General features: G+C 68.9%; 25 protein-coding genes. 19 read left to right on the top strand and 6 right to left on the bottom strand.

The annotated features are described in order from the left end of the window. Positions 1 to 20: 20 nt before the first annotated feature. Positions 21 to 833 (bottom strand): response regulator transcription factor, encoded by an 813-nt coding sequence (locus tag ACZ5U5_RS23490; protein ID WP_469024847.1) that lies wholly within the window; start codon positions 831 to 833, stop codon positions 21 to 23. A 243-nt stretch (positions 834 to 1,076) separates the two neighbouring features. Between ACZ5U5_RS23490 and ACZ5U5_RS23485 the strand changes: the two genes are divergently transcribed. From ACZ5U5_RS23485 to ACZ5U5_RS23450, 8 genes are all read left to right on the top strand, one after another. Further along, positions 1,077 to 1,976, top strand: a complete 900-nt coding sequence (locus ACZ5U5_RS23485; protein ID WP_469024844.1) for an alpha/beta hydrolase — start codon at positions 1,077 to 1,079, stop codon at positions 1,974 to 1,976. Further along, the gene (locus tag ACZ5U5_RS23480; protein ID WP_160505846.1) at positions 1,976 to 2,230 is read left to right on the top strand and encodes a MoaD/ThiS family protein; all 255 of its coding nucleotides are present in this window, start codon (positions 1,976 to 1,978) and stop codon (positions 2,228 to 2,230) included. Before ACZ5U5_RS23485 ends, ACZ5U5_RS23480 begins: the two co-directional genes overlap by 1 nt. Positions 2,231 to 2,238: 8 nt before the next feature. Further along, positions 2,239 to 3,441: a hypothetical protein gene (locus ACZ5U5_RS23475; protein ID WP_469024841.1), complete on the top strand. Its 1,203-nt coding sequence runs from the start codon at positions 2,239 to 2,241 to the stop codon at positions 3,439 to 3,441. Between the two features lie 111 nt (positions 3,442 to 3,552). After that, a complete protein-coding gene (locus ACZ5U5_RS23470; protein WP_469024838.1) occupies positions 3,553 to 4,302 on the top strand; it encodes an LmeA family phospholipid-binding protein in 750 nt (249 codons plus the stop codon). Positions 4,303 to 4,516: 214 nt separating this feature from the next. Further along, positions 4,517 to 4,597 carry a putative leader peptide gene (locus tag ACZ5U5_RS23465; RefSeq protein ID WP_351007875.1) on the top strand — a complete coding sequence of 27 codons (81 nt, stop codon included), beginning with the start codon at positions 4,517 to 4,519 and terminating at the stop codon, positions 4,595 to 4,597. A 158-nt stretch (positions 4,598 to 4,755) separates the two neighbouring features. Continuing rightward, positions 4,756 to 5,601, top strand: a complete 846-nt coding sequence (locus ACZ5U5_RS23460; protein ID WP_363213164.1) for a sulfurtransferase — start codon at positions 4,756 to 4,758, stop codon at positions 5,599 to 5,601. A 30-nt stretch (positions 5,602 to 5,631) separates the two neighbouring features. Beyond that, positions 5,632 to 5,919, top strand: a complete 288-nt coding sequence (locus ACZ5U5_RS23455; RefSeq protein WP_160505842.1) for a DUF1416 domain-containing protein — start codon at positions 5,632 to 5,634, stop codon at positions 5,917 to 5,919. Between the two features lie 91 nt (positions 5,920 to 6,010). Then, positions 6,011 to 6,274 (top strand): DUF3099 domain-containing protein, encoded by a 264-nt coding sequence (locus ACZ5U5_RS23450; protein ID WP_469024835.1) that lies wholly within the window; start codon positions 6,011 to 6,013, stop codon positions 6,272 to 6,274. Positions 6,275 to 6,297: 23 nt separating this feature from the next. Here ACZ5U5_RS23450 and ACZ5U5_RS23445 read toward each other — a convergent pair whose 3' ends face one another. Continuing rightward, positions 6,298 to 6,660: a DsrE family protein gene (locus tag ACZ5U5_RS23445; RefSeq protein ID WP_469024832.1), complete on the bottom strand. Its 363-nt coding sequence runs from the start codon at positions 6,658 to 6,660 to the stop codon at positions 6,298 to 6,300. Positions 6,661 to 6,955: 295 nt separating this feature from the next. On the opposite strand from ACZ5U5_RS23445, the gene ACZ5U5_RS23440 reads away from it, so the two are divergent. Genes ACZ5U5_RS23440 through ygfZ form a run of 3 tightly spaced genes read left to right on the top strand, consistent with a single transcriptional unit; the run spans position 6,956 to position 9,009 of the window. Beyond that, the gene (locus ACZ5U5_RS23440; RefSeq protein WP_249589121.1) at positions 6,956 to 7,528 is read left to right on the top strand and encodes a heme-binding beta-barrel domain-containing protein; all 573 of its coding nucleotides are present in this window, start codon (positions 6,956 to 6,958) and stop codon (positions 7,526 to 7,528) included. 31 nt (positions 7,529 to 7,559) lie between these two features. After that, a complete protein-coding gene (locus ACZ5U5_RS23435) occupies positions 7,560 to 8,009 on the top strand; it encodes a Fur family transcriptional regulator (RefSeq protein ID WP_469024828.1) in 450 nt (149 codons plus the stop codon). 34 nt (positions 8,010 to 8,043) lie between these two features. Continuing rightward, positions 8,044 to 9,009 carry a CAF17-like 4Fe-4S cluster assembly/insertion protein YgfZ gene (ygfZ, locus tag ACZ5U5_RS23430; protein WP_469024826.1) on the top strand — a complete coding sequence of 322 codons (966 nt, stop codon included), beginning with the start codon at positions 8,044 to 8,046 and terminating at the stop codon, positions 9,007 to 9,009. Between the two features lie 94 nt (positions 9,010 to 9,103). Here the strand turns inward: ygfZ and dtd are convergent, their stop codons facing one another. After that, the gene (gene dtd / locus ACZ5U5_RS23425; RefSeq protein ID WP_469024824.1) at positions 9,104 to 9,541 is read right to left on the bottom strand and encodes a D-aminoacyl-tRNA deacylase; all 438 of its coding nucleotides are present in this window, start codon (positions 9,539 to 9,541) and stop codon (positions 9,104 to 9,106) included. A 214-nt stretch (positions 9,542 to 9,755) separates the two neighbouring features. On the opposite strand from dtd, the gene ACZ5U5_RS23420 reads away from it, so the two are divergent. After that, on the top strand, positions 9,756 to 10,421 hold the full coding sequence (locus tag ACZ5U5_RS23420) for an RsiG family protein (protein ID WP_469024821.1): 666 nt from the start codon (positions 9,756 to 9,758) through the stop codon (positions 10,419 to 10,421). 61 nt (positions 10,422 to 10,482) lie between these two features. Then, on the top strand, positions 10,483 to 11,460 hold the full coding sequence (locus ACZ5U5_RS23415) for an asparaginase (protein WP_469024818.1): 978 nt from the start codon (positions 10,483 to 10,485) through the stop codon (positions 11,458 to 11,460). An 88-nt stretch (positions 11,461 to 11,548) separates the two neighbouring features. Here ACZ5U5_RS23415 and ACZ5U5_RS23410 read toward each other — a convergent pair whose 3' ends face one another. Beyond that, positions 11,549 to 11,734, bottom strand: coding sequence for a hypothetical protein (locus ACZ5U5_RS23410; protein WP_469024816.1), 186 nt, complete (start codon positions 11,732 to 11,734; stop codon positions 11,549 to 11,551). A 243-nt stretch (positions 11,735 to 11,977) separates the two neighbouring features. Here ACZ5U5_RS23410 and ACZ5U5_RS23405 point away from each other — a divergent pair, with 243 nt between their 5' ends. Beyond that, the gene (locus ACZ5U5_RS23405; RefSeq protein WP_469025027.1) at positions 11,978 to 12,853 is read left to right on the top strand and encodes a winged helix-turn-helix domain-containing protein; all 876 of its coding nucleotides are present in this window, start codon (positions 11,978 to 11,980) and stop codon (positions 12,851 to 12,853) included. A gap of 33 nt (positions 12,854 to 12,886) precedes the next feature. On the opposite strand, the gene ACZ5U5_RS23400 is transcribed toward ACZ5U5_RS23405, so the two are convergent. Then, positions 12,887 to 13,075, bottom strand: a complete 189-nt coding sequence (locus tag ACZ5U5_RS23400; protein WP_469024813.1) for a hypothetical protein — start codon at positions 13,073 to 13,075, stop codon at positions 12,887 to 12,889. A 125-nt stretch (positions 13,076 to 13,200) separates the two neighbouring features. Between ACZ5U5_RS23400 and ACZ5U5_RS23395 the strand changes: the two genes are divergently transcribed. Together ACZ5U5_RS23395 and ACZ5U5_RS23390 are read left to right on the top strand one after the other, a co-directional pair. Continuing rightward, positions 13,201 to 14,094, top strand: coding sequence for a winged helix-turn-helix domain-containing protein (locus ACZ5U5_RS23395; protein WP_469025024.1), 894 nt, complete (start codon positions 13,201 to 13,203; stop codon positions 14,092 to 14,094). Next, complete coding sequence (locus tag ACZ5U5_RS23390; RefSeq protein ID WP_469024810.1) at positions 14,043 to 14,837, top strand: HAD family hydrolase; 795 nt, start codon at positions 14,043 to 14,045, stop codon at positions 14,835 to 14,837. Before ACZ5U5_RS23395 ends, ACZ5U5_RS23390 begins: the two co-directional genes overlap by 52 nt. On the opposite strand, the gene ACZ5U5_RS23385 is transcribed toward ACZ5U5_RS23390, so the two are convergent. Further along, positions 14,822 to 15,010, bottom strand: a complete 189-nt coding sequence (locus ACZ5U5_RS23385; protein WP_469024807.1) for a hypothetical protein — start codon at positions 15,008 to 15,010, stop codon at positions 14,822 to 14,824. The two genes, ACZ5U5_RS23390 and ACZ5U5_RS23385, sit on opposite strands and share 16 nt — an antisense overlap. A 183-nt stretch (positions 15,011 to 15,193) precedes the next feature. Here ACZ5U5_RS23385 and ACZ5U5_RS23380 point away from each other — a divergent pair, with 183 nt between their 5' ends. The 3 genes from ACZ5U5_RS23380 to ACZ5U5_RS23370 all read left to right on the top strand — a co-directional run bounded on the left by ACZ5U5_RS23380 (position 15,194) and on the right by ACZ5U5_RS23370 (position 19,342). After that, the gene (locus ACZ5U5_RS23380) at positions 15,194 to 16,072 is read left to right on the top strand and encodes a GntR family transcriptional regulator (RefSeq protein WP_469024804.1); all 879 of its coding nucleotides are present in this window, start codon (positions 15,194 to 15,196) and stop codon (positions 16,070 to 16,072) included. 162 nt (positions 16,073 to 16,234) lie between these two features. After that, the gene (locus ACZ5U5_RS23375) at positions 16,235 to 18,463 is read left to right on the top strand and encodes a phosphotransferase (RefSeq protein WP_469024802.1); all 2,229 of its coding nucleotides are present in this window, start codon (positions 16,235 to 16,237) and stop codon (positions 18,461 to 18,463) included. A 24-nt stretch (positions 18,464 to 18,487) separates the two neighbouring features. Next, a complete protein-coding gene (locus ACZ5U5_RS23370; protein WP_469024799.1) occupies positions 18,488 to 19,342 on the top strand; it encodes a hypothetical protein in 855 nt (284 codons plus the stop codon). The last annotated feature ends 11 nt before the right edge of the window (positions 19,343 to 19,353 follow it).

Here is a 19,353-nt window from a genome sequence, read left to right as displayed (position 1 = left end):
CGGAGTCTACGCGGATGGAACTACCGCTGGGCAGGGCGTACGGCAGCTTCCTTCGGCGCGGAGACGGCGGGTGCCGCGTCCCGCTTCGGGATACCCCTGTGCTCACCCTCGACCGGCGGCGTCGCCGCCTTCGCCTTCTTCTCGTCCGCTGCCCGCTCGACCTTCTCAGGCGTCACGAAGCGGTAGCCGACATTCCGGACGGTGCCGATGAGTGACTCGTGCTCGACACCGAGCTTCGCGCGCAGGCGCCGTACGTGGACGTCGACCGTGCGCGTGCCGCCGAAGTAGTCGTAGCCCCAGACCTCCTGGAGCAGCTGGGCCCGCGTGAAGACGCGCCCGGGGTGCTGCGCCAGGTACTTGAGCAGCTCGAACTCCTTGAAGGTCAGGTCCAGGACCCGGCCCTTCAGCTTCGCGCTGTACGTCGCCTCGTCCACGGACAGATCGCCGTTGCGGATCTCCATGGGGGAGTCGTCGGCGGTGATCGACTGGCGGCCCATCGCGAGCCGCAGCCGCGCCTCGACCTCGGCGGGACCCGCCGTGTCGAGCAGTACGTCGTCGATGCCCCAGTCGGCGGTGACGGCCGCGAGGCCGCCCTCCGTGACGACGAGTACCAGCGGACAGCCGGGTCCCGTGGAGCGGAGGAGCTGGCAGAGGCTGCGGACCTGCGGGAGGTCACGGCGGCCGTCGATCAGGATGACGTCGGCACCAGGGGTGTCGACGAGGGCGGGGCCTTCGGCGGGGGCCACCCGCACGTTGTGCAGCAGCAGGCCGAGGGCGGGAAGCACCTCCGTCGACGGCTGAAGGGCATTCGTGAGGAGCAGCAGAGAACTCATCGCCGCCCACCTGCCTGGGTCGTCATACGGTTGTGCACGTTTCGCTCGCCCATAACGTCGGTTCCTCCTCGGTCCCTGCGAGGACGTTTACGGCACTGCTTCGTACTGTTACTACCTGGTACTGCCGTGATTCCGGGGGCCGCGCCCTGGGCCCCGGCGCGCTGTCGATCACAACGCGTCTGAAAGCACGAAAGGACCCGGGGGCTTCGCTGCCCGGATCCTCTGCCAAGGAGAATAGCCCACATGAGTTCCGGTCCGGCAGGTCAAGTCGCGCGATCTTCTGTGCGGCCGATCACTCGCGTTCAGCGGAGCGCAACGCTCCGTACACGGGACGGAGTCGCGATCGACGCTCTGTACGAGCCCGGTCCCGACCCCGGCACGGACCTCGCGATCGTGATCGCACACGGCTTCACGGGAGATCTGGACCGGCCGCACGTGCGGCGGGCCGCGGGCGTTTTCGCCAAGGCCGCGGCCGTGATCACGTTCTCCTTCCGGGGCCACGGGGCGTCCGGCGGGCTCTCCACGGTCGGCGACCGCGAGGTGCTCGACCTGGCGGCCGCGGTCGAGTGGGCGCGGTCCCTCGGCCATGCACGTGTGGTGACGGTGGGCTTCTCGATGGGCGGTTCCGTGGTGCTCCGGCATGCGGCGCTCGCGGGATCAGCGCACGGGGGGCGCACGGAAGCGCGGGTTGACGCGGTCGTCGCGGTGAGTGCTCCGGCCCGCTGGTTCTACCGGGGGACGGCGCCGATGCGGCGACTGCACTGGGTGGTGACGCGGCCCGTGGGGCGCGTGGTGGGCCGGGTGGGACTGCGCACGCGAATCCACCCGCACGAGTGGGACCCCGTCCCGCTGTCCCCGGTGGAATCGGTCCCGCTCATCGCTCCGACGCCGCTGCTGATCGTGCACGGCGACCGTGATCCGTACTTCCCCGTCGACCACCCCCGGATGCTGGCCGCCGCCGCGGAGGGCGGGGCGGAGCTGTGGCTGGAGACGGGCATGGGGCACGCGGAGAACGCGGCGGACGACGTCCTGCTCGGTCGGATCGCCGGATGGGCCACGGCATCATGGACGTCGGCAACCGCCGAAGGAAGACCGGCATCCGCCGAAGGAAGACCGGCATCCGCCGAAGGAGAGGAGCTGTGATGGTGAACGGCACCATTCGTTACTGGGCCGCGGCCAAAGCAGCCGCAGGTGTCGCGGAGGAGCCGTACGCCGCGACGACGCTGGCCGAGGCGCTGGACGCGGCACGCGAGCGACACCCCGGCGAGCTGGTCCGGGTACTGCGGCGATGCTCGTTCCTCATCGACGGCGACCCCGTGGGTACCCGTGGGCATGAGACGGTACGGCTGGCCGAGGGCGGCACGGTCGAGGTGCTCCCGCCGTTCGCAGGAGGGTGAGCAGCGATATGAGCGATCCGCGATATCAGGGGTACGGGGATTACGACCCCTACCGGGGGGACTATCCGCCTGCCGAGCCGCAGGCTTACCCGCCCGAGCCGGGGGCCTACCCCGCTGACCAGCAGTACGCCCAGCAGCAGTACCAGTATCCGTACCCGCAGCAGCCGTATGCCCAGGACGCCTCGTACACCCAGCAGTGGGAGGGGCAGACCTGGGACACGACGATCCAGCCCTCACCTGTGGTGGACGTGACGGATACGGCGTATCTGCCGCCGCAGTCCTACGGGGAGCCGCAGCCTTCGCCTGAGCCTGGTTACTCGGAACCCGGCAGCCTTGGTGGCCATGCCCACCCGTCCCGCCCTGCGGGACGCCTGCCCATGGCAGGTGCTGCGGACGAGGCGGCTGAAGTCGACTCCGCCACCTACGGCCCCGCCACCACCACCGGCAACCCCCGCGTCACCGACGCCCAGCGCGCCCGCGCCGAGGGGCGGTCGCCGATCATAGAGCCGGGGATCCAGCCCGCCGCGCTGACCGCGGTCCTCGGGCTGCTGCTCGCCGGTACGGCCGCCGTCGGGCAGTACGCACTCCTCGTACCGCTGATCCTGCTGCAGGCCGTCACCGCCGCCGGATGGTTCCGGCTCAACGGGATGTGGCCCGCCCGGCAGGGCATCGCGCTCGCCTTCATGGGCGGTGTCGTCGCCGACATCGCCCTGCTCGTCACCGGCAAGGAGAACGCGCCCGCCGCGATCCTCGGCACCCTCGGCGTCTGGGTGCTGCTCGTCCTGGTGCTCCAGCTGCGCAGCCGCGCCTCCGCCGACGAGCGGATGGCCGGCCTGATGGCGACCGTCGCGTCCGCCGCGCTCGCGATCATCGCGACCGGGCACCTCGCGGCGTCGGACGACGCCGTGACGGTGGGCGGCATCGCGGTGGCGGTCGCCGTGATCGCCCGTGCGCTGCCCCTGCCGACGCCCGCTTCGGTGGTCGTCGCGCTGCTCGCCGCCGCGGGCGCCGGTATCGCCGTCGGCGGCATGACGGACTTCGGGAGCAAGGGCGCGCTGCTCGGCCTCGGCGCCGGTGTCTGCGCGCTGATCGGCCACCGGGTCGCCAGCTACGACTATCCGTCGCGCTTCGTGCACATGACGGCGGGCGTCGCCCTGCCGCTCGCCGCCGCGGCCCCGGCCGTCTACCTCCTGGGCAGGGCCATCGGCTGATCGTCACAGCTGATCGACAGGTCCCCGGCCGGGCACTCCGGCCGGGGACCTGTCCTTTAGGCTCGCGGCAACGACAGCCAAGCGGGGGTACAAGGTGGGGGAACACCGGACATGAAGCGCTCCGTACGAATACTTCTGATCGTCCTCGTGATCCTGGGGGGTCTCTTCGTCGGCGCCGACCGCCTCGCGGTGGGCTTCGCCGAGGACGAGGCGGCGGAGAAGCTGCGTACCAGCGAGGGGCTCAGCGAGACGCCCGACGTCTCGATCAAGGGCTTTCCCTTCCTGACCCAGGTTGCGGGCGGCACGCTCGACGACGTCGAGATCGGCATGCAGAACTACGACGCCGCCTCCGGCTCCGACAAGATCCGCATCGCCGATCTCGACGCCCGTATGCAGGGCGTCGATTTCTCCGGCGACTACAGCTCCGCCACCGCCGACAAGGCCACGGGCACCGCCCACATCTCGTACGACGAGCTGCTCAAGCAGGCCCAGGGCGAGCCGGTCGAGCTGCCGCTCGGCGCCACCGGCAAGGTGGTCGGGCTCTCGGACGGCGGCGGCAACAAGATCAAGGTCGAGGTCGAGGTGAGCAAGGGTGGCGCGAAGCTGCCCAAGCCGGTGCACGTGCTGAGCTCGGTGACGGTCGAGGGCGACACGATCAAGGTGAACGCCGACGAGATCCCGAAGAAGTTCGAGGTCATGGGCGTCTCGATCCCCCTCCCCGAGGGCATGGTCCGCGACGTGACCGACTTCGAGGAGAAGGTCACCGGGCTGCCGGGCGGCATCAAGATCGACGGGGTGGAGCCGGCGCAGGACGGCGTGGACATCTCGGTCAAGGGCACGAACGTGAAGCTCGCGGGCTGAGGCCCGAGGGACCTTCCTGATCGGCCGCCAGGAGCGGCCGTTCCGCAGTACGAGACGAAGCCGTCCGCGCGATGGATGCGGCAGGAGCGAACCCCGCTCCCCGCCCCCGCGCGGGCGGCTTTTTCGTAGATCGCATCCCACATCGTGGATGATCCTGTCTCACCATCCGACACCCCGGTGACACGGCCGCCCTCGCGTCCTTACGATCGGACGCATGCAGCGACAGGCGGACCTCACGAAGCGGCGGGCAGTAGACCTGTGCCGCGTCGCCGCCATGCTCTGTCGCACCTTCTGAGCGGGAGCTCCGACTCCCGTATCCCCCGGCCCGTTGACACCGTCAGGGCCACCCCGTGCCGCGTACGCCGCGCTACAGCGCAGTCACCGCACGTACCCGTCACGAACCCCTCGTACAGCACCAAAGCCCCGCCGTAACTGCCCCGGAGGAGAAGAAGTATGAGCCGCAGCGACGTCCTGGTAGACGCCGACTGGGTCGAGGCCCACATCGACGACCCGAAGGTCGCCATCGTCGAGGTCGACGAAGACACCTCCGCGTACGACAAGAACCACATCAAGAACGCGATCCGCATCGACTGGACCGACGACCTCCAGGACCCGGTCCGCCGCGACTTCGTCGACCAGGAGGGCTTCGAGAAGCTCCTCTCGGCCAAGGGCATCGCGAACGACACCACCGTCGTCCTCTACGGCGGCAACAACAACTGGTTCGCGTCCTACGCCTTCTGGTACTTCAAGCTCTACGGCCACCAGGACGTGAAGCTCCTCGACGGCGGCCGCAAGAAGTGGGAGCTCGACTCCCGCGACCTGGTCGACGGCTCCGAGGTCCCCAGCCGCCCGGCCACGTCGTACAAGGCCAAGCCCCAGGACGCCTCGATCCGCGCCTTCCGCGACGACGTCGTCAACGCGATCGGCTCGCAGAACCTGGTCGACGTGCGCTCGCCCGACGAGTTCAGCGGCAAGCTGCTCGCCCCGGCGCACCTTCCGCAGGAGCAGTCGCAGCGTCCGGGCCACGTCCCGTCCGCGCGCAACATCCCGTGGTCGAAGAACGCCAACGACGACGGCACCTTCAAGTCGGACGACGAGCTCAAGGCCCTCTACGAGGACGAGCAGGTCGACCTGGCCAAGGACACCATCGCGTACTGCCGCATCGGTGAGCGTTCGGCCCTGACCTGGTTCGTCCTGCACGAGCTGCTCGGCCAGACCAACGTCAAGAACTACGACGGCTCCTGGACCGAGTACGGCTCCCTCGTCGGCGTGCCGATCGAGCTCGGCGCCAACAAGTAACCCTCAAGGCCTGAAGGACGGAATCGACATATGTGTGGAGCGAAGGCCGGCGGCCCCGACGCCTCGACCATCAAGCCCGGCGAGACCACCATCCAGGGTCAGGTGACCCGCGACGGCGAGCCCGTCAGCGGCTACGTGCGCCTGCTCGACTCGACCGGCGAGTTCACCGCCGAGGTCCCCACCTCGGCCACCGGCCAGTTCCGCTTCTACGCGGCCGAGGGCACGTGGACGCTGCGCGCCCTCATCCCGGGCGGCACGGCCGACCGCACGGTGGTGGCCCAGACGGGCGGCCTGGCGGAGGTCGCGATCGCGGTTTGACGACAGCGGATCACTGACGGCCGAAGGGCCGCACCTCCGGGGGTTGGACGCCATCGGATCGGGGTGCGGTCCTTCGGCTTACGCTGGACGTATGTATGCGCGAAGGCGGCACGCCTACTTCGCCATGATGGGGACGTGCATCGCCCTCTTCGTCCTGGCGTGGGGCGTCGTGAGGCTCTGGTCCATCCCCGTCGCCGTCGGGATGTGTGTCGTGGCGATGGTGATCCCGCCGGTCGCCGCGATGGTGGCGAACCGGCGCGGCGCCGATGACCGCTGGTGGGACGACCCCTCGGGGGACTCGAAGTCCGACGAGTGGTGGGACGAACTGGACGGGAAGCGGCGGCCCCGGCAGTAGGCGGCAGCCGCCGTCAGTAGCTGTCAGTAGACGAGCGCCTGGGTCCCGTCCGTCATGGCCTCCTGTACGAAGACCTGTGCGCCCGCGATCCGTACGCCGTCGAGCACGTCCTTCTCGGTGATGTCGCGGCGCGCCGCGCACTGCGTGCAGAGGGTGACCCGGCCCCCGGTCACGATCGAGTCGATCAGGTCGGGGAGCGGTGCCGCGTGCGGCAGTTCGAACTCCGCCGCGCGGCCCGGCAGCGCGAACCACGCGGATTCACCGGTCAGCCAGAGCGAGACCTCCACGCCACTGGCCACGGCCACGGCCGCCACCGTGAACGCCTGGGAGCAGCGCTCGGGGGCGTCGGCCCCGGCGGTCACCTTGATCACGAGCTTCTTCGCCATGGCCGCATCGTATGGCCATCCACCGGCCGTCCACACAGTCACCCGTAAGGCCACCTCGCAGCGAGCGGCGGGCCGCGCACGACTACAGTGGGAGCGGCTCTGATACCTGCCCCCATAGCTCACCCCATAGCTCACCGAGGAGCACCCCGTGCTTGAGGCCTTCTTCTCCGCCCTGCTGGTCCTGGTCTGCGTCGGCGTTCTCGCGTTCGCCGGTCTGACCGTGAAGAAGCTGTACCAGGGTCAGCGCTGAGTCCCGTACGCCCCGTACGCCACCTAGAGATCGTCTGAGCTTCCCATGATCGAGATTCCGTCCGACCTGCACCCCGACCTCGTGCCCCTCGTTTGGCTCCTCGGCAACTGGGCCGGCGCGGGCGTCACCGACTTCCCCGGCGCCGAGAAGGCGAATTTCGGCCAGGAAGTGTCCTTCTCCCATGACGGGCGGGACTTCATCGAGTACCACTCGCACACGTGGGTGCTCGACGCCGAGGGCAACAAGGTGAAGCCGCTGGAGTCCGAGTCGGGCTTCTGGCGCATCGACAAGGACCGCAAGGTCGAGACCGTGATGGTGCGCGACGACGGCGTCGTCGAGGTCTGGTACGGCGAGCTCGCCGACCAGAAGCCGCAGATCGACCTGGTCACGGACGCGGTCGCCCGCACGGCGGCATCCGGCCCGTACACCGGCGGCAAGCGCCTCTACGGGTATGTGAAGGGCGACCTGATGTGGGTCGGCGAGAAGCAGACCCCCGAGGTGCCGCTGCGCCCGTACATGTCGGCGCAGCTGAAGAAGGTCGTCTCGCCCGAGGACGTCGCCGAGATGGCCAGGGGCCTGGGCGACCTGCCGGACGACGGCATCGCCTTCTTCAAGTAGGCCGCGGGACCGGCTGGCCTAGACTGCCTGTGTGGCGAGCACCGATTCCGACTGGAAGAGCGACCTGCGACAGCGCGGCTACCGTCTGACGCCGCAGCGCCAGCTGGTCCTCGAAGCCGTCGACACCCTTGAGCACGCGACCCCCGACGACATCCTCTCCGAAGTGCGGAAGACGGCGTCGGGGGTCAACATTTCCACGGTCTACCGCACCCTGGAGCTCCTGGAGGAGCTGGGTCTGGTCAGCCACGCGCATCTGGGGCACGGTGCGCCGACGTACCACCTCGCGGACCGGCACCACCATCTGCACCTGGTGTGCCGGGACTGTACGAACGTCATCGAGGCGGATGTCTCGGTCGCCGCGGAGTTCACCGCGAAACTGCGGGAGACCTTCGGTTTCGACACGGACCTGAAGCACTTCGCGATCTTCGGGCGCTGCGAGAACTGCTCCGGCGCGAAGGCCGAGGGCCCCGGCAAGGAATAAGAGCGCCCGCCACCGGGTCGTAGTGTGGGTGAACATGAAGAGCCCCCTCCTGTCCCTGCCCGGCGCCGTCCCCGCCGAGGGCGTGGACGAAGGCGTCGCCGCCCACTACGGCGACCTGTTCCGCGAGCAGCGCGCCCTCGCCGACGGCACCGGTCTCGTCGACCTCTCGCACCGCGGTGTCGTCACCGTCTCGGGACCCGACCGGCTGAGCTGGCTGCATCTGCTGCTCACCCAGCATGTGACGGAGCTGCCCGTCGGCCAGGCCACCGAGGCGCTGATCCTCTCCGCGAACGGCCACATCGAGCACGCCCTGTATCTCGTGGACGACGGCGAGACGGTGTGGGCGCATGTGGAGCCCGGCACGCAGGACGCGCTCGTCGCGTACCTGGAGAGCATGAAGTTCTTCAACCGCGTCGAAGTCGCCGACCGTACGGACGAGTTCGCGGTCGTGTATCTGCCGGCCGGTTCGATCGCCCCGGTCCCGGACGGTGTCGTCGTACGCGAGACGCCGCACGGCCGGGATCTCTTCCTGCCGCGTGCGTCCCTGGAGTCGTACGCCGATGACAACGGCCCCGCGATCGGCATCCTCGCCTACGAGGCGCTGCGCGTGGAGGCGCACCGGCCGCGGCTCGGCTTCGAGACGGACCACCGCACGATTCCGCACGAGCTGGGCTGGATCGGTACGGCGGTGCATCTGCAGAAGGGCTGCTACCGCGGTCAGGAGACGGTCGCCCGCGTCCACAACCTGGGGAAGCCCCCGCGCCGCCTGGTCTTCCTGCACCTGGACGGCAGCGAGGTCCACCTGCCGGTGGCGGGTACGGAGCTGCGTCTGGCCTCGGAGGGCGAGGAGGGCCGCAAGCTGGGCTTCATCACGACGGCGGTACGCCACCACGAGCTGGGCCCGATCGCGCTGGCCCTGGTGAAGCGGAACGTGCCGCTGGACGCGGCGCTGAGCGCGGGCGGCACGGCGGCGGCCCAGGAGGCCGTGGTCGAGCCGTAGCCTTTGGCGGCCGGCCTTGAGCGGTGGTCCCAGCTGCCCCGCTGCACTGCCGTGGGCGGTTCTGCCGTCGTCGGCGGCGGTTCGGTTCGGCCCGTCACATCTCCAGAAGCACCGTGAACGGGCCGTCGTTCGTCAAGCCCACCCGCATCTTGGCGCCAAAGCGGCCGCAGGCCACCGTCGCGCCCAGCGACCGCAGTTGGGCGACCACCTCGTCGACGAGGGGCTCGGCCACGTCGCCGGGAGCGGCGGCGTTCCAGGTGGGCCTGCGGCCCTTCCTCGCGTCGCCGTACAGCGTGAACTGGCTGATGACCAGCAGCGGCGCGTCGATGTCCGAGCAGGACCTCTCGTTGGCCAGCATCCGAACGGACCACAGTTTGCGGGCCAGCTGGGCCGCCTTCTCCTTGGTGTCCTCGTGGGTCACGCCCACCAGGACGCACAGTCCCTCGCCGTTGATCTCGCCGACCGTCTCGGGGCCGTTCTCGCCCTCGACGACGACGCTCGCCCCGTCCACCCTCTGCACCACAGCACGCATACGGCCCATCATGCCTGCTGGGACGCCTGCTCGGCCGCCCACTCAGGCGCCTGCTCCGAACGGCTGTGCCACGCCGCCGGATGCGCCGCCCATGGGGTGTCCTGAACCCCCCATCTGGGGCCGATTAGGGGCACTCGCTCACATAGCGGCCACCGGGGGTGGCACCATGCTTACACGCGGTGTACCGCGCCGGTCGAGGGGACGGTAGAGCCACATGAGCACACCAAGTACGGGACAGCCGCCCGGATCTGTGTCGCTGACCCGCATGAGCGCGGCGCGACCTACGAGCGTGCCGCGCCCGCCCGTGCAGCGGACGGGCAGTCCGGTCACGGGCAGTGCGGTGCTGTCCGAGCAGCCCGCGCACGACCTCGCCGCGCTGCTCCTGCGCGAGCTGCGTGAGCTGCGCAGGGACGCGCAGCAGAACGAGGCGGATCTGAGCTATGTCCGGCGCCTGCTGCAGGGCCGGATCGACATTCTGCGGGCCGAGGTGGCGCGCCGTAAGGACCCGGCGGCGCCGGGTCCGGAGGGGAAGGGCCCAGCGGGGAAGAGTCCGGAGGGGCCGCTCGTGCACCGGCTCTCGGAGATCCTCACGGACGGGCCCGCCCGGCATCGCTCGTCGGCCCGGCATGTGACGCTGGGCACGCCGCACAGCGTGGAGGTCGGTCTCCTGGCGACGGAGATGCTCGCCGAGGTCGAGCTCTCCGACCTGGACGCCCGCACGGACGACGAGCTGCACACGGCCATGGGGCGCCTCGTCCGCTACGAGCAGCAGGTTTCCCGGCGCCGCCAGCAGCTGCAGCGTACGGCGGACGATTGCAGCGCGGAGATCGCCCGCAGGTACCGTGAAGGTGAAGCACAAGTAGACGACCTGCTCGCGTGACCCGGTGATCCCGGCTTCCGCGGGCGGCCCGTGACGCCACCCCCGCCCCGGAAGGCCGAAGATGACCTCGACGTCCGCCGAGTCCGCCGCCACCCCTGTCATATCCCCGGTCCTCGCCGAGGTCGTACGTTCAGGCTTCGTCGAGGGCCGTCACAGGGGAAGCCTGGTGCTGCTCGCGGCGGACGGCAGCGTGGAGCTGGCGATGGGGGACGTGTCGGCTCCCGTCTTCCCGAGGTCGGCGAACAAGCCGATGCAGGCGGCCGCGGTGCTGCGGGCGGGGCTCGACCTGGCGGGTGAGCGCCTCGCGCTGACCGCGGCAAGCCACTCGGGGGAGGTGTTCCACCGGGACCTCGTCCAGAAGATGCTGGCCGAGCACGGCCTGACGGCGGCGGACCTGCAGTGCCCGCCGGATCTCCCGCTGGACGCGGTCGAGGCCGAGACATATCTGGCAGCGGGTGCCGTTCGTGACCGGGTGACGATGAACTGTTCCGGCAAGCACGCGTCGATGCTCGCGGTGTGTGACCTGAACGGCTGGCCCACGGATTCCTACCTGGACCCGCAGCACCCTCTCCAGCAGCTGATCCTCCAGGTGGTCGAGGAAGCGGCGGGGGAGCGGGTGGCGGCCGTCGGCACGGACGGCTGCGGCGCGCCCCTGATGGCGATCTCCCTGACCGGCCTCGCCCGCGCCTTCCGCCACTTCGTCCTCGCCCCCGAGGGCTCGGCGGAGCGCCGGGTCGCGGACGCGATGCGGGCCCACCCGGAGTACGTGGCAGGCACGCGCCGCCCCGACACCTGGCTCATGCGGGAGATCCCGGGCGCCCTGTCCAAGATGGGCGCCGAGGCGGTCCAGGCGTTCGCGCTGCCGGACGGCCGCGCCCTCGCCTTCAAGGTGGACGACGGGGGCCTACGGGCTCTCGGCCCCGTCCTGGCCCGCGCGCTGCACCTGGCCGGCGTGAACGAGGACGTACTCACCCGCGTCGGCCGGGCGCCCCTACTGGGCGGCGCGACCGAGGTGGGGGAGATCCGGGCGGCGTTCTAGCCCAAGTTGCGGCCCGGGTAGCTAGTGCGCTGATGGCTGACCGGGCTCCCGGCTCCCCTCCGGATGGGGGCCCGGCCAACCAGCTCTGTCAGCCCGGCTGGGCGAGCAGCAGGACGAGGAGCGCAGCCCCGGCGCCGCTGATTTTGGTGCTCTTGGCCTTGATGCCCACGGTCAGCAGGACGAAGGCGACGATGCCCAACGGTCCGTACTTCCACTGGATGAGCTGCTCGAATCCGATGGCGAGGGCGGCGATGACGATGGCGATGAGCGGCATGACGTTCCCCCTTTCGGGACGGGGCATGCGGTCCCCGTCCCATCCGGTCGGTGGCCATCCGATGGCGGACTACTGGCGGCCAACCCCTTGGGGTTCCTGCCAGGTTGCCTAAGTTGGCTACCAACTTCATCTGAGTTATCTCCGCGATGGCTCGACTCATAACCACCTTCCGAGCAACTCCCCAAAGATGGCGCGAAGTTGTACTGTTTGGTTGTGAGCCCGGAACCTGCACCCGTCAACGGGATGAAGAGGCCACCTAGGTCGCACCACGAGGTGGCCGACGAACTGCGCGACCGGATCATGTCCGGTGCGCTGCGGCCGGGCCAACGCATGCCGACGCAGGCCGAACTCGCCGACGAGTTCGGCGTCGAGCGCGGCGCGATACGCGAGGCGCTGCGCACCCTGCAGAGCGAGAAACTCCTGGCGAACGTGTCCAAGGGGAGCCCGGCCACGGTGGCGGTCACCTCGAAGCAGGTGCTGGCCGGGCCGGGCGGCGTGAAGCCGCAGCCCACCATGGTCGGCCTCGCCCCGCGCATCGCGGCGGCGTTCGAGGCCCCCCACGTGGAGATCGACGCGCTCTGTCTGACCTCCATCTCGCTCACGATGGCGATCGGGGAACCGCTCCGGCAGATTCACGCCGGACAGCGGAAACCGGCCAAGGTCGACGTCCGGGTGCTGCTGCCGAGCCGCAACATCGACCTCGCCTTTCCGGCGCCGGTGGACAGCGGGGACGACGAGAGCGGCCAGGTGCACCGGCGCTGGCTCGACCAGCGGAACGCGCAGGGTCAGGTGCTGCGCCACAACCTGCGCGCGCTGCGGGCCTCGCACGGAATCGACGTACAGGTCTCCTTCCGCGCGCTGCCGTTCACGCCGCCGGTGAAGCTCTATCTGCTCAACGGCTCAGAGGCGCTCTTCGCGTACTACACACTGGCCAAGCAGAGCGAAGAGATCGACCACGAGTACCTGGAGATGTACGACGCCCAGGGCGCGCAGTCGATGCTCTTCCCCTTTCACCAGGGTGATGGCCTGCGGGACACGACGTTCGTGGAGCAGTCCCATCTGTGGTTCAACGCGCTGTGGAGCACGATCAGCCAGGACCTGGAACTGGCGCGCGGCTAGCTCAGAGGTTCAGAGGCTCAAAGGTTCAGAGGTTCAGAGGGCGGGGCCGGTCATCGTCAGCGCGAGGACGACGGCTCCGATGGAGCTGCAGGTGGGGCTCTTCGCCTTGATTCCGACGGTCAGGAACAGGAGCCCGACGATGCCGACGGGTCCGTACCGCCACTGCAAGAACTGCTCGAAGATGACAACGGACGCTGCTGCGAGGAGGGCGAGGACTGCCATGATGGTTCCCCCTTCTGCCATCTCAAATGAGTTGGCAACCAACTTCACTTAAGTTGTCCCCACTTGGTCCCACAACATAAACAACTTCGAGACAACTGCCCTGAGATGGCGAGGAGTTGTATCGTCTGGTCGTGACCCAGGAGAACGTTGCAGTGAACGGCAGCAGAAAACTCACTCCCCAGGACATCGCAGACGCCCTCCGCGACCGCATCCGCACCGGCGAACTCAAACCGGGCGACCGCCTCCCCACGCAAGCGGTGCTCGCGGAGGAGTTCGGCGTGGAGCGGGGGACGGTACGGCAGGCGCTGAAAACACTGCAGGGCGACGGCCTCCTCGCCAACGTGAGCAAGGGCAGCCCACCCCGGATCGCCGCGGAACCGCCGGGACCGACATCGGCGGGCTCGGAACCCCAGGCCTCGATGGTGGGCCTGGTACCACGCCTGGGCGACGCGTTCTCGGAGCCGCAGGTGCGGATAGACGTCGTGTCGTACACGGCGGAGACGTTGATCCTGGCGCTCGGTGATCCGCTGCGGCGCATCCACGAGGGCCTCATCCGCCCGGAGTCGATCAACGTCCGCATCCTGCTGCCGAGCAGCGACATCGACCTCGCCTTTCCCAGGCCGGTCAACGGTCAGGGGGACGTGGACGGCCGGGTCCACCAGCGCTGGCTGGCACTGCGCAACACCCAGGGGCAGGTCCTGCGCCACAACCTGCGCGCGCTGCGGGCCTCGCACGGCATCGACGTGGACGTCTCGTTCCGCGCGCTGCCGTTCACGCCGCCGGTGAAGCTGTACCTCCTGAATCAGCGGGAGGCGCTCCTCGCCTACTACACGATCGAGCGCAGCATGCTGGACTTCGGCAGCGCGGAGATGGAGGCGTTCGACGTGTCCGGACTGAAGTCCCCCCTGTTCTCCTTCGACAGGAACGCGGCCCCGCGGGACGCCGCGTTCGTGGACGAGTCCCAGAAATGGTTCGACGCGCTCTGGGCAACCATCGCGACGGAGCTGACACTCTCTTAGTGACTCCTGATGCGAAGCAGACTGAGTGGATGGCGGAAGAGGCCGAGAAACTGCGGGAACTGATCGAACGCGCCCGCTACGTACTCTTCGACTTCGACGGCCCCATCTGCCGGCTGTTCGCCGGGCACTCGGCGGAGCGGATCGCGGGTGATCAGGTCCGCTGGCTGGAGGAGCGGGGGCTGCGGGGGCTGCTGACCAAGGAGGAGCGGGCGCAGCCCGACCCGCACGCCGTGCTGCGGGCGGTCGACCGCAGGCATCCGGGCAGTGATCTGGTGACCGAGCTCGAGGAACGCCTCACGCATCAGGAGCTGACGGCGGTCGCCTCGGCGTGGCCCACCCAGTACGCGGATCCGCTGATCATGACGTGGCACGCGAGCGGCTCCCGGCTGGCCGTCACCACGAACAACTCGCCGCGAGCGGTGACCCGTTACCTCGAAGGCCGTGGCTTGAGCCAGTGCTTCACCCCGCACATCTACGGCCGCACCCAGAACCTCCACCTCCTCAAGCCCCACCCGCACTGCCTCAACCGCGCCCTGAGCGCGATGGGCGCCGAGCCCGCGGCGGCACTGATGATCGGCGACACCCCCACGGACCACCAGGCAGCGCAGGTGGCCGGAGTGGGCTTCTTGGGCTACGCGCGTAACGAGCGCAAGGCGAAGCTGCTGAAGGACGCGGGCGCGGCTTGTGTGGTGAGTTCGCTGGAGCCGGTGCTGAAGGTGTTGCGGGGTCAGGCTCGGGCCTGAGTCATCAGGAGCAAGATGATCAACGCTGATACGGACAAGCAGGTCTTGTCCTTCGCCTTCATGCCTATGCCGAGCAGCACCAGGGCGAGCAGCCCGAGACGGCCGTAGTACGTCTGGAGCAGCTGTTCGATGCCGAAGCCGAGTACGGCTGAGAGCAGTTGGTAGAAGATCACGGGTCCCCACCCCTCTTCGCGCGCCGGCCGAACCGGCGAAGCGATCAACTTTCCGTCCAATTGGACTGGTTGGCTTGGGATTGGTGTGCCCCGGTCGGCTGATCGGTTAACCAACTGCCTTGCCGAGCAACCAATTTGACTGGAAGCGGTTTGCTCGGAGAGCGCCAGAGGTACGGTCGGCGTGTGGACGATGAGCGAACTGGTGAGGGTGGCGGCAGCGAGTTCCAGCGGGTCTCGGACGCGCTGCACTCCCGCTTGGCCGACGGCACGTACTCGCTGAACAGCCTCCTGCCCACGCAGCGCGATCTCGCACGAGAATTCGATGTCTCCAGGGACACCATCCAGCGGGTGATGAGGGAACTCACCAGCGAGGGCCTCGTCCGTTCCAAGCAGGGGAGCGGGTCGCGGGTGGTGAAGGCGCAGCTGGCCCACATGAGTACGGGCGGACAACCGGGGAGCGGCACCGGCCGGGTCTTGCTCGGGCCGATCATCGGGGCGGCGTTCGCGTCCCCACAGGTGACCCTGGACGTCTTCACGCTGACCTCGGAATCCCTGGACGCCCACATCCGAGTACAGGCGGAACGTATACGTGTCCGAGAGATCGCACCGGAGCGCATAGCGGTCCGCATACTGCTGCCGTCCGAAGAGCTCGACCTCCCGTATCCCCGCGCCAAGGACGACCCGGACGATCCGCGTCCGCAGCAGCGCCTGCGTGACATCACGCGCCGGCACACGGCGTCGCTGCGCAACGCGCTGCGGGATCTGCACACCGAGGATCTGGTGGCGGAGGTGAGCGTCGAGGTACGTCGAGTGCCGCTGGCGCCCGCGTTCAAGCTTTACCTGCTCAATGGCGCCGAGGCGCTGCACGGGCCGTACGAGGTGCTCGAGCGCCGTATCCAGCTGGACGACGGCGAGGAGATCCTTGCTCTGGACGTGGTCGGCCTCGGATCGGCCCTCACGCATTACGTGCGGGGCGACGAACCGGAATCGCAGGGGACCCTCTTCGTGGACAGCATGCAGGCCTGGTTCGACTCGTGCTGGAACCTGCTGGTGGAGCGCTGAGCGGAGGGTCGGAAATGGACGTTCCTCGAACGTTCAGCACCCAGGAGTGGCGCTTACCTCGTTGAGCCCATTGATTGCCGCCGCCGAGCGGTCTCCATTCTCGTGCGCCACTAAGGTGTGCATCACTTTCGCCAACTTCGCGTGACTATTCAGGAGCGACCCGTGGGCGTGTCAGCTGTGCCCGTTTCCCCGTCACTGGTGTATCGGGAGGAGGGCCACGCCGACGAGGCGTACGCGCGCTTTGTCGAGCGAGCCCTGCTGCACGGGAAGATGAGCGGAGGCCATCACAACCGGAATTACGTGCTTCCGCTGACGGAGCCGATGGCCCGGCTGGTGCGCCGCGATCCGGGGACACCTGTCACGGTGCGGCTGCGCAGGCAGGACGCACTGCCGGTCGTCATCCGGACCTGGCAGGACGAGTCGGCGATCCTCCGGGCGCTCAAGGGCGTGCTCCCCCACGTCCCCGAGTTCCTGGCCAAGGGCGACGACTCCGTGGTCCACAGTTACGTGGAAGGCGTGCCGTTCTCCAGCATCAGCCCGAACGACAAACCAGTCGACTCCGTACTGATCAGGGCGCTGGCCACACTGCTCGCGCAGATGACCCAGGTGCGCCGGGAGTCGCTGCCGCCGCTGCCGGAGTGCTGGCCCCGTACCGACAAGGGCGGGCAGTCGTTCCTGCGGACGCTGGCGCTCCTCGCGGAGCAACAGATCCGGCAGCCCAATTGGTGCGACTACGGGGGTCTCTTCGCGGCCCTCGGCATTCCTGAGGACGCGTTGCTCAGGCTGGCGGACCGGGTGCCCAGCATGACCCGCCGTCCCTGCAGCCTGCTCCACACCGACTTGCACCGCGACAACGTGATCTTCTCCTACGACGGTGAGCCGCCGCTGATCTGCGTGGACTGGGAGCTCGCCACCTATGGTGACCCGCTGCACGACCTGGCCACGCACCTGGTCCGTATGCGATACCCGGAACATCAGTGGGATGAGGTGACCGAGGCCTGGGTGGAGGCGATGGAACGTCTCAGGCCCCGGGCGGTCAACGGCCTGGGCCGGGACCTGGAGCACTACGTCGCCTTCGAACGCGCCCAGTCCGTCTATCCGGACGTGATGCGCGCGGCCAAGTCGCTGGGCGACACGCCCGACCAGAAGAGCCTCGACCTGGCGACCGGCGTGGTCCACAGAGCGCTGACGGACGCGGCTGCTCCGCTGCAACTGCCCGGAGTGCCGGACGAGGAGGAGATCCAGCGGGTTCTGTTCCGCTGGCGCGCGGCCCGATTCGGGGGCCGCTACGAGGGGGTCCGGCAGAACATCCCGATCTCCTGGGAGCCCGACCCGCGCGTGCCCGAGAACCCCGGCTTTCCCCGTTCCGCCGTGCTCGACGCACTGATCGGTGAGGGAGCGGCGCCGGCCGCCAGGGTGTTCAAGGGGACGGCCCACCTCAACACCGTGGTCAGGGTGGAAGGGGTCTGGCTCCCGGTCGTGGTGCGGCGAAAGCTCAGCTCGCCCGAGCGCCGCGAGCGCAGCATCCTCAGTGAGCACGCGGTGCTGCGGCTCATCGAGCATTCCGGCCAGCCGGTGCGGGCCCCCGTCGTACTGGCTCTGGGAATAAGCGACTTGAAGGACCAGTTCGCGATCCATTCCTACGAGGGGCCGGGCAACGGCGACCTGGCACCGGTCCATCCCGTGAACGGGCTGCGCCCCGGCGAGGCCGATGACCTGGTGGACCAACTCTGCGCTCTGACTCACATCGATACCAGGCAGCTGGATCCCACCGCACGCGAGACGGACTTCTACCGCTGGCTCTGCGACGAACTGGTGCAGCTGGTCATGGATCTGCCCAGAGAATCCCGGCAACTGGCCAGGGAACTCGGACTGCCGGCAGGCGACCGGCTGCGGGAGTTGCTGAGCCGCCACCGGCTGACGGCCCGCCGTTCCGCCTTGCTGCACGGAGACCTCAACCCCTGGAATCTCGTACGCCACGACGACGGCCGTGGACTCACCGTCATCGACTGGGAGATGGCGATGGTCGGCGATCCGCTGTACGACTTGGTCCGCCACATGCATCTCACCCCTATCCGTGCCGAGATCAGGCAGCGCATGTTCACTCGCTGGAGCGCCCGGCTTCCCGAGCAGTGCACGAGAGGGTGGGAGGACGACTGGCCCGTGTACCGCTGGATCGAAGTGGTCCGGTCGGCCTACGTGGACTTGGACCGACTGGTCACCGGCGCCGGTCTGGACGCGCCCAATGTGCAGCGCGCCGTGGACTCGTACGCGATGACGCTGGCCGCGGCGATGGCATCTCTGGGTCTCCGGCCCAGCCCAACGGCCAATCCCTATCTTGCCCGGGCACTGCCGCACGGCGAGCATGGAGTGATGAGGGCGACGCCATAGAGGCTTGCTCGGGGGAGGGCTCTCGTGGCGAGAACCGTGGGCGGGTGGCTGCGGCGGTACCGGGCGCGGTTCGAATCGGCTGCTACGCGAGCCCTGCTGCTTGCCATCTTCGTGACGGGGCTGACCGCGCAGTTCGTGAAGCCGGTGGGAGACGCTCTCGAGGGCCAGGCGTACCTGGGGGGAGCGCTGCTCAGCCTGGTCGGCTATGTGCTGTACGACGCGGTCAACGAGCTCGCAGTCTCGTCCCGGCCGCCCGACCGCGCCCTCGTCAGCTCCCGTGATCTCGGCAGGCTCGTGAGCGATGCCTTCCACTCCAGGAAAGTGGAGATCTGCTTCCTGGGCTACACGGGCGAGACGCTCTACAACGAGCTCTATCACCGGCTGGAAAGCCTTCTGGACGACCCCGGGCCGACAAAGCGGGTGTCGGTCAGGATGCTGATACCGGACTTCGGGCGTGAGATGGCCGTCCCGTCACGCGTAGGCCCTGACGGGAGACCCGTCGACTACCCCGAGTTTCGCGCTCGGATCGAGGCCAAGTGCCGGGAGTACGACCAGATCCTCTCCCGGCTGGCTGACCGCCTGACGGGCGACGGCAGGGTGATGGTGCAGTGCGAGTACCGGCTGTACAACGGGGACCCGCGGGACAAAGTGTGCATCTTCAACAAGGAATTGGTGCTGTGCGGCCTCTATGACGTGGTCGCCACCATGTCCCTGCAGGATCCCGACTGCGAGGTCTACGACCCCAAGGGCTACAACACGGACCTCACCGTCCGCTCCCGCAAGGAGGGAACGGCAGCGGCCGAGACGGCTGTCGCGACGCAGATCAGTCACTTCGAGGGGGTGTGGCGTCTGGCGGCCACACCCTCGTGGCGCCGTTAGCCCGTCCCTGG

This window comes from Streptomyces sp. NPDC033177 (assembly GCF_055577715.1).
This window is presented reverse-complemented; position numbering and strand designations above follow the sequence as displayed.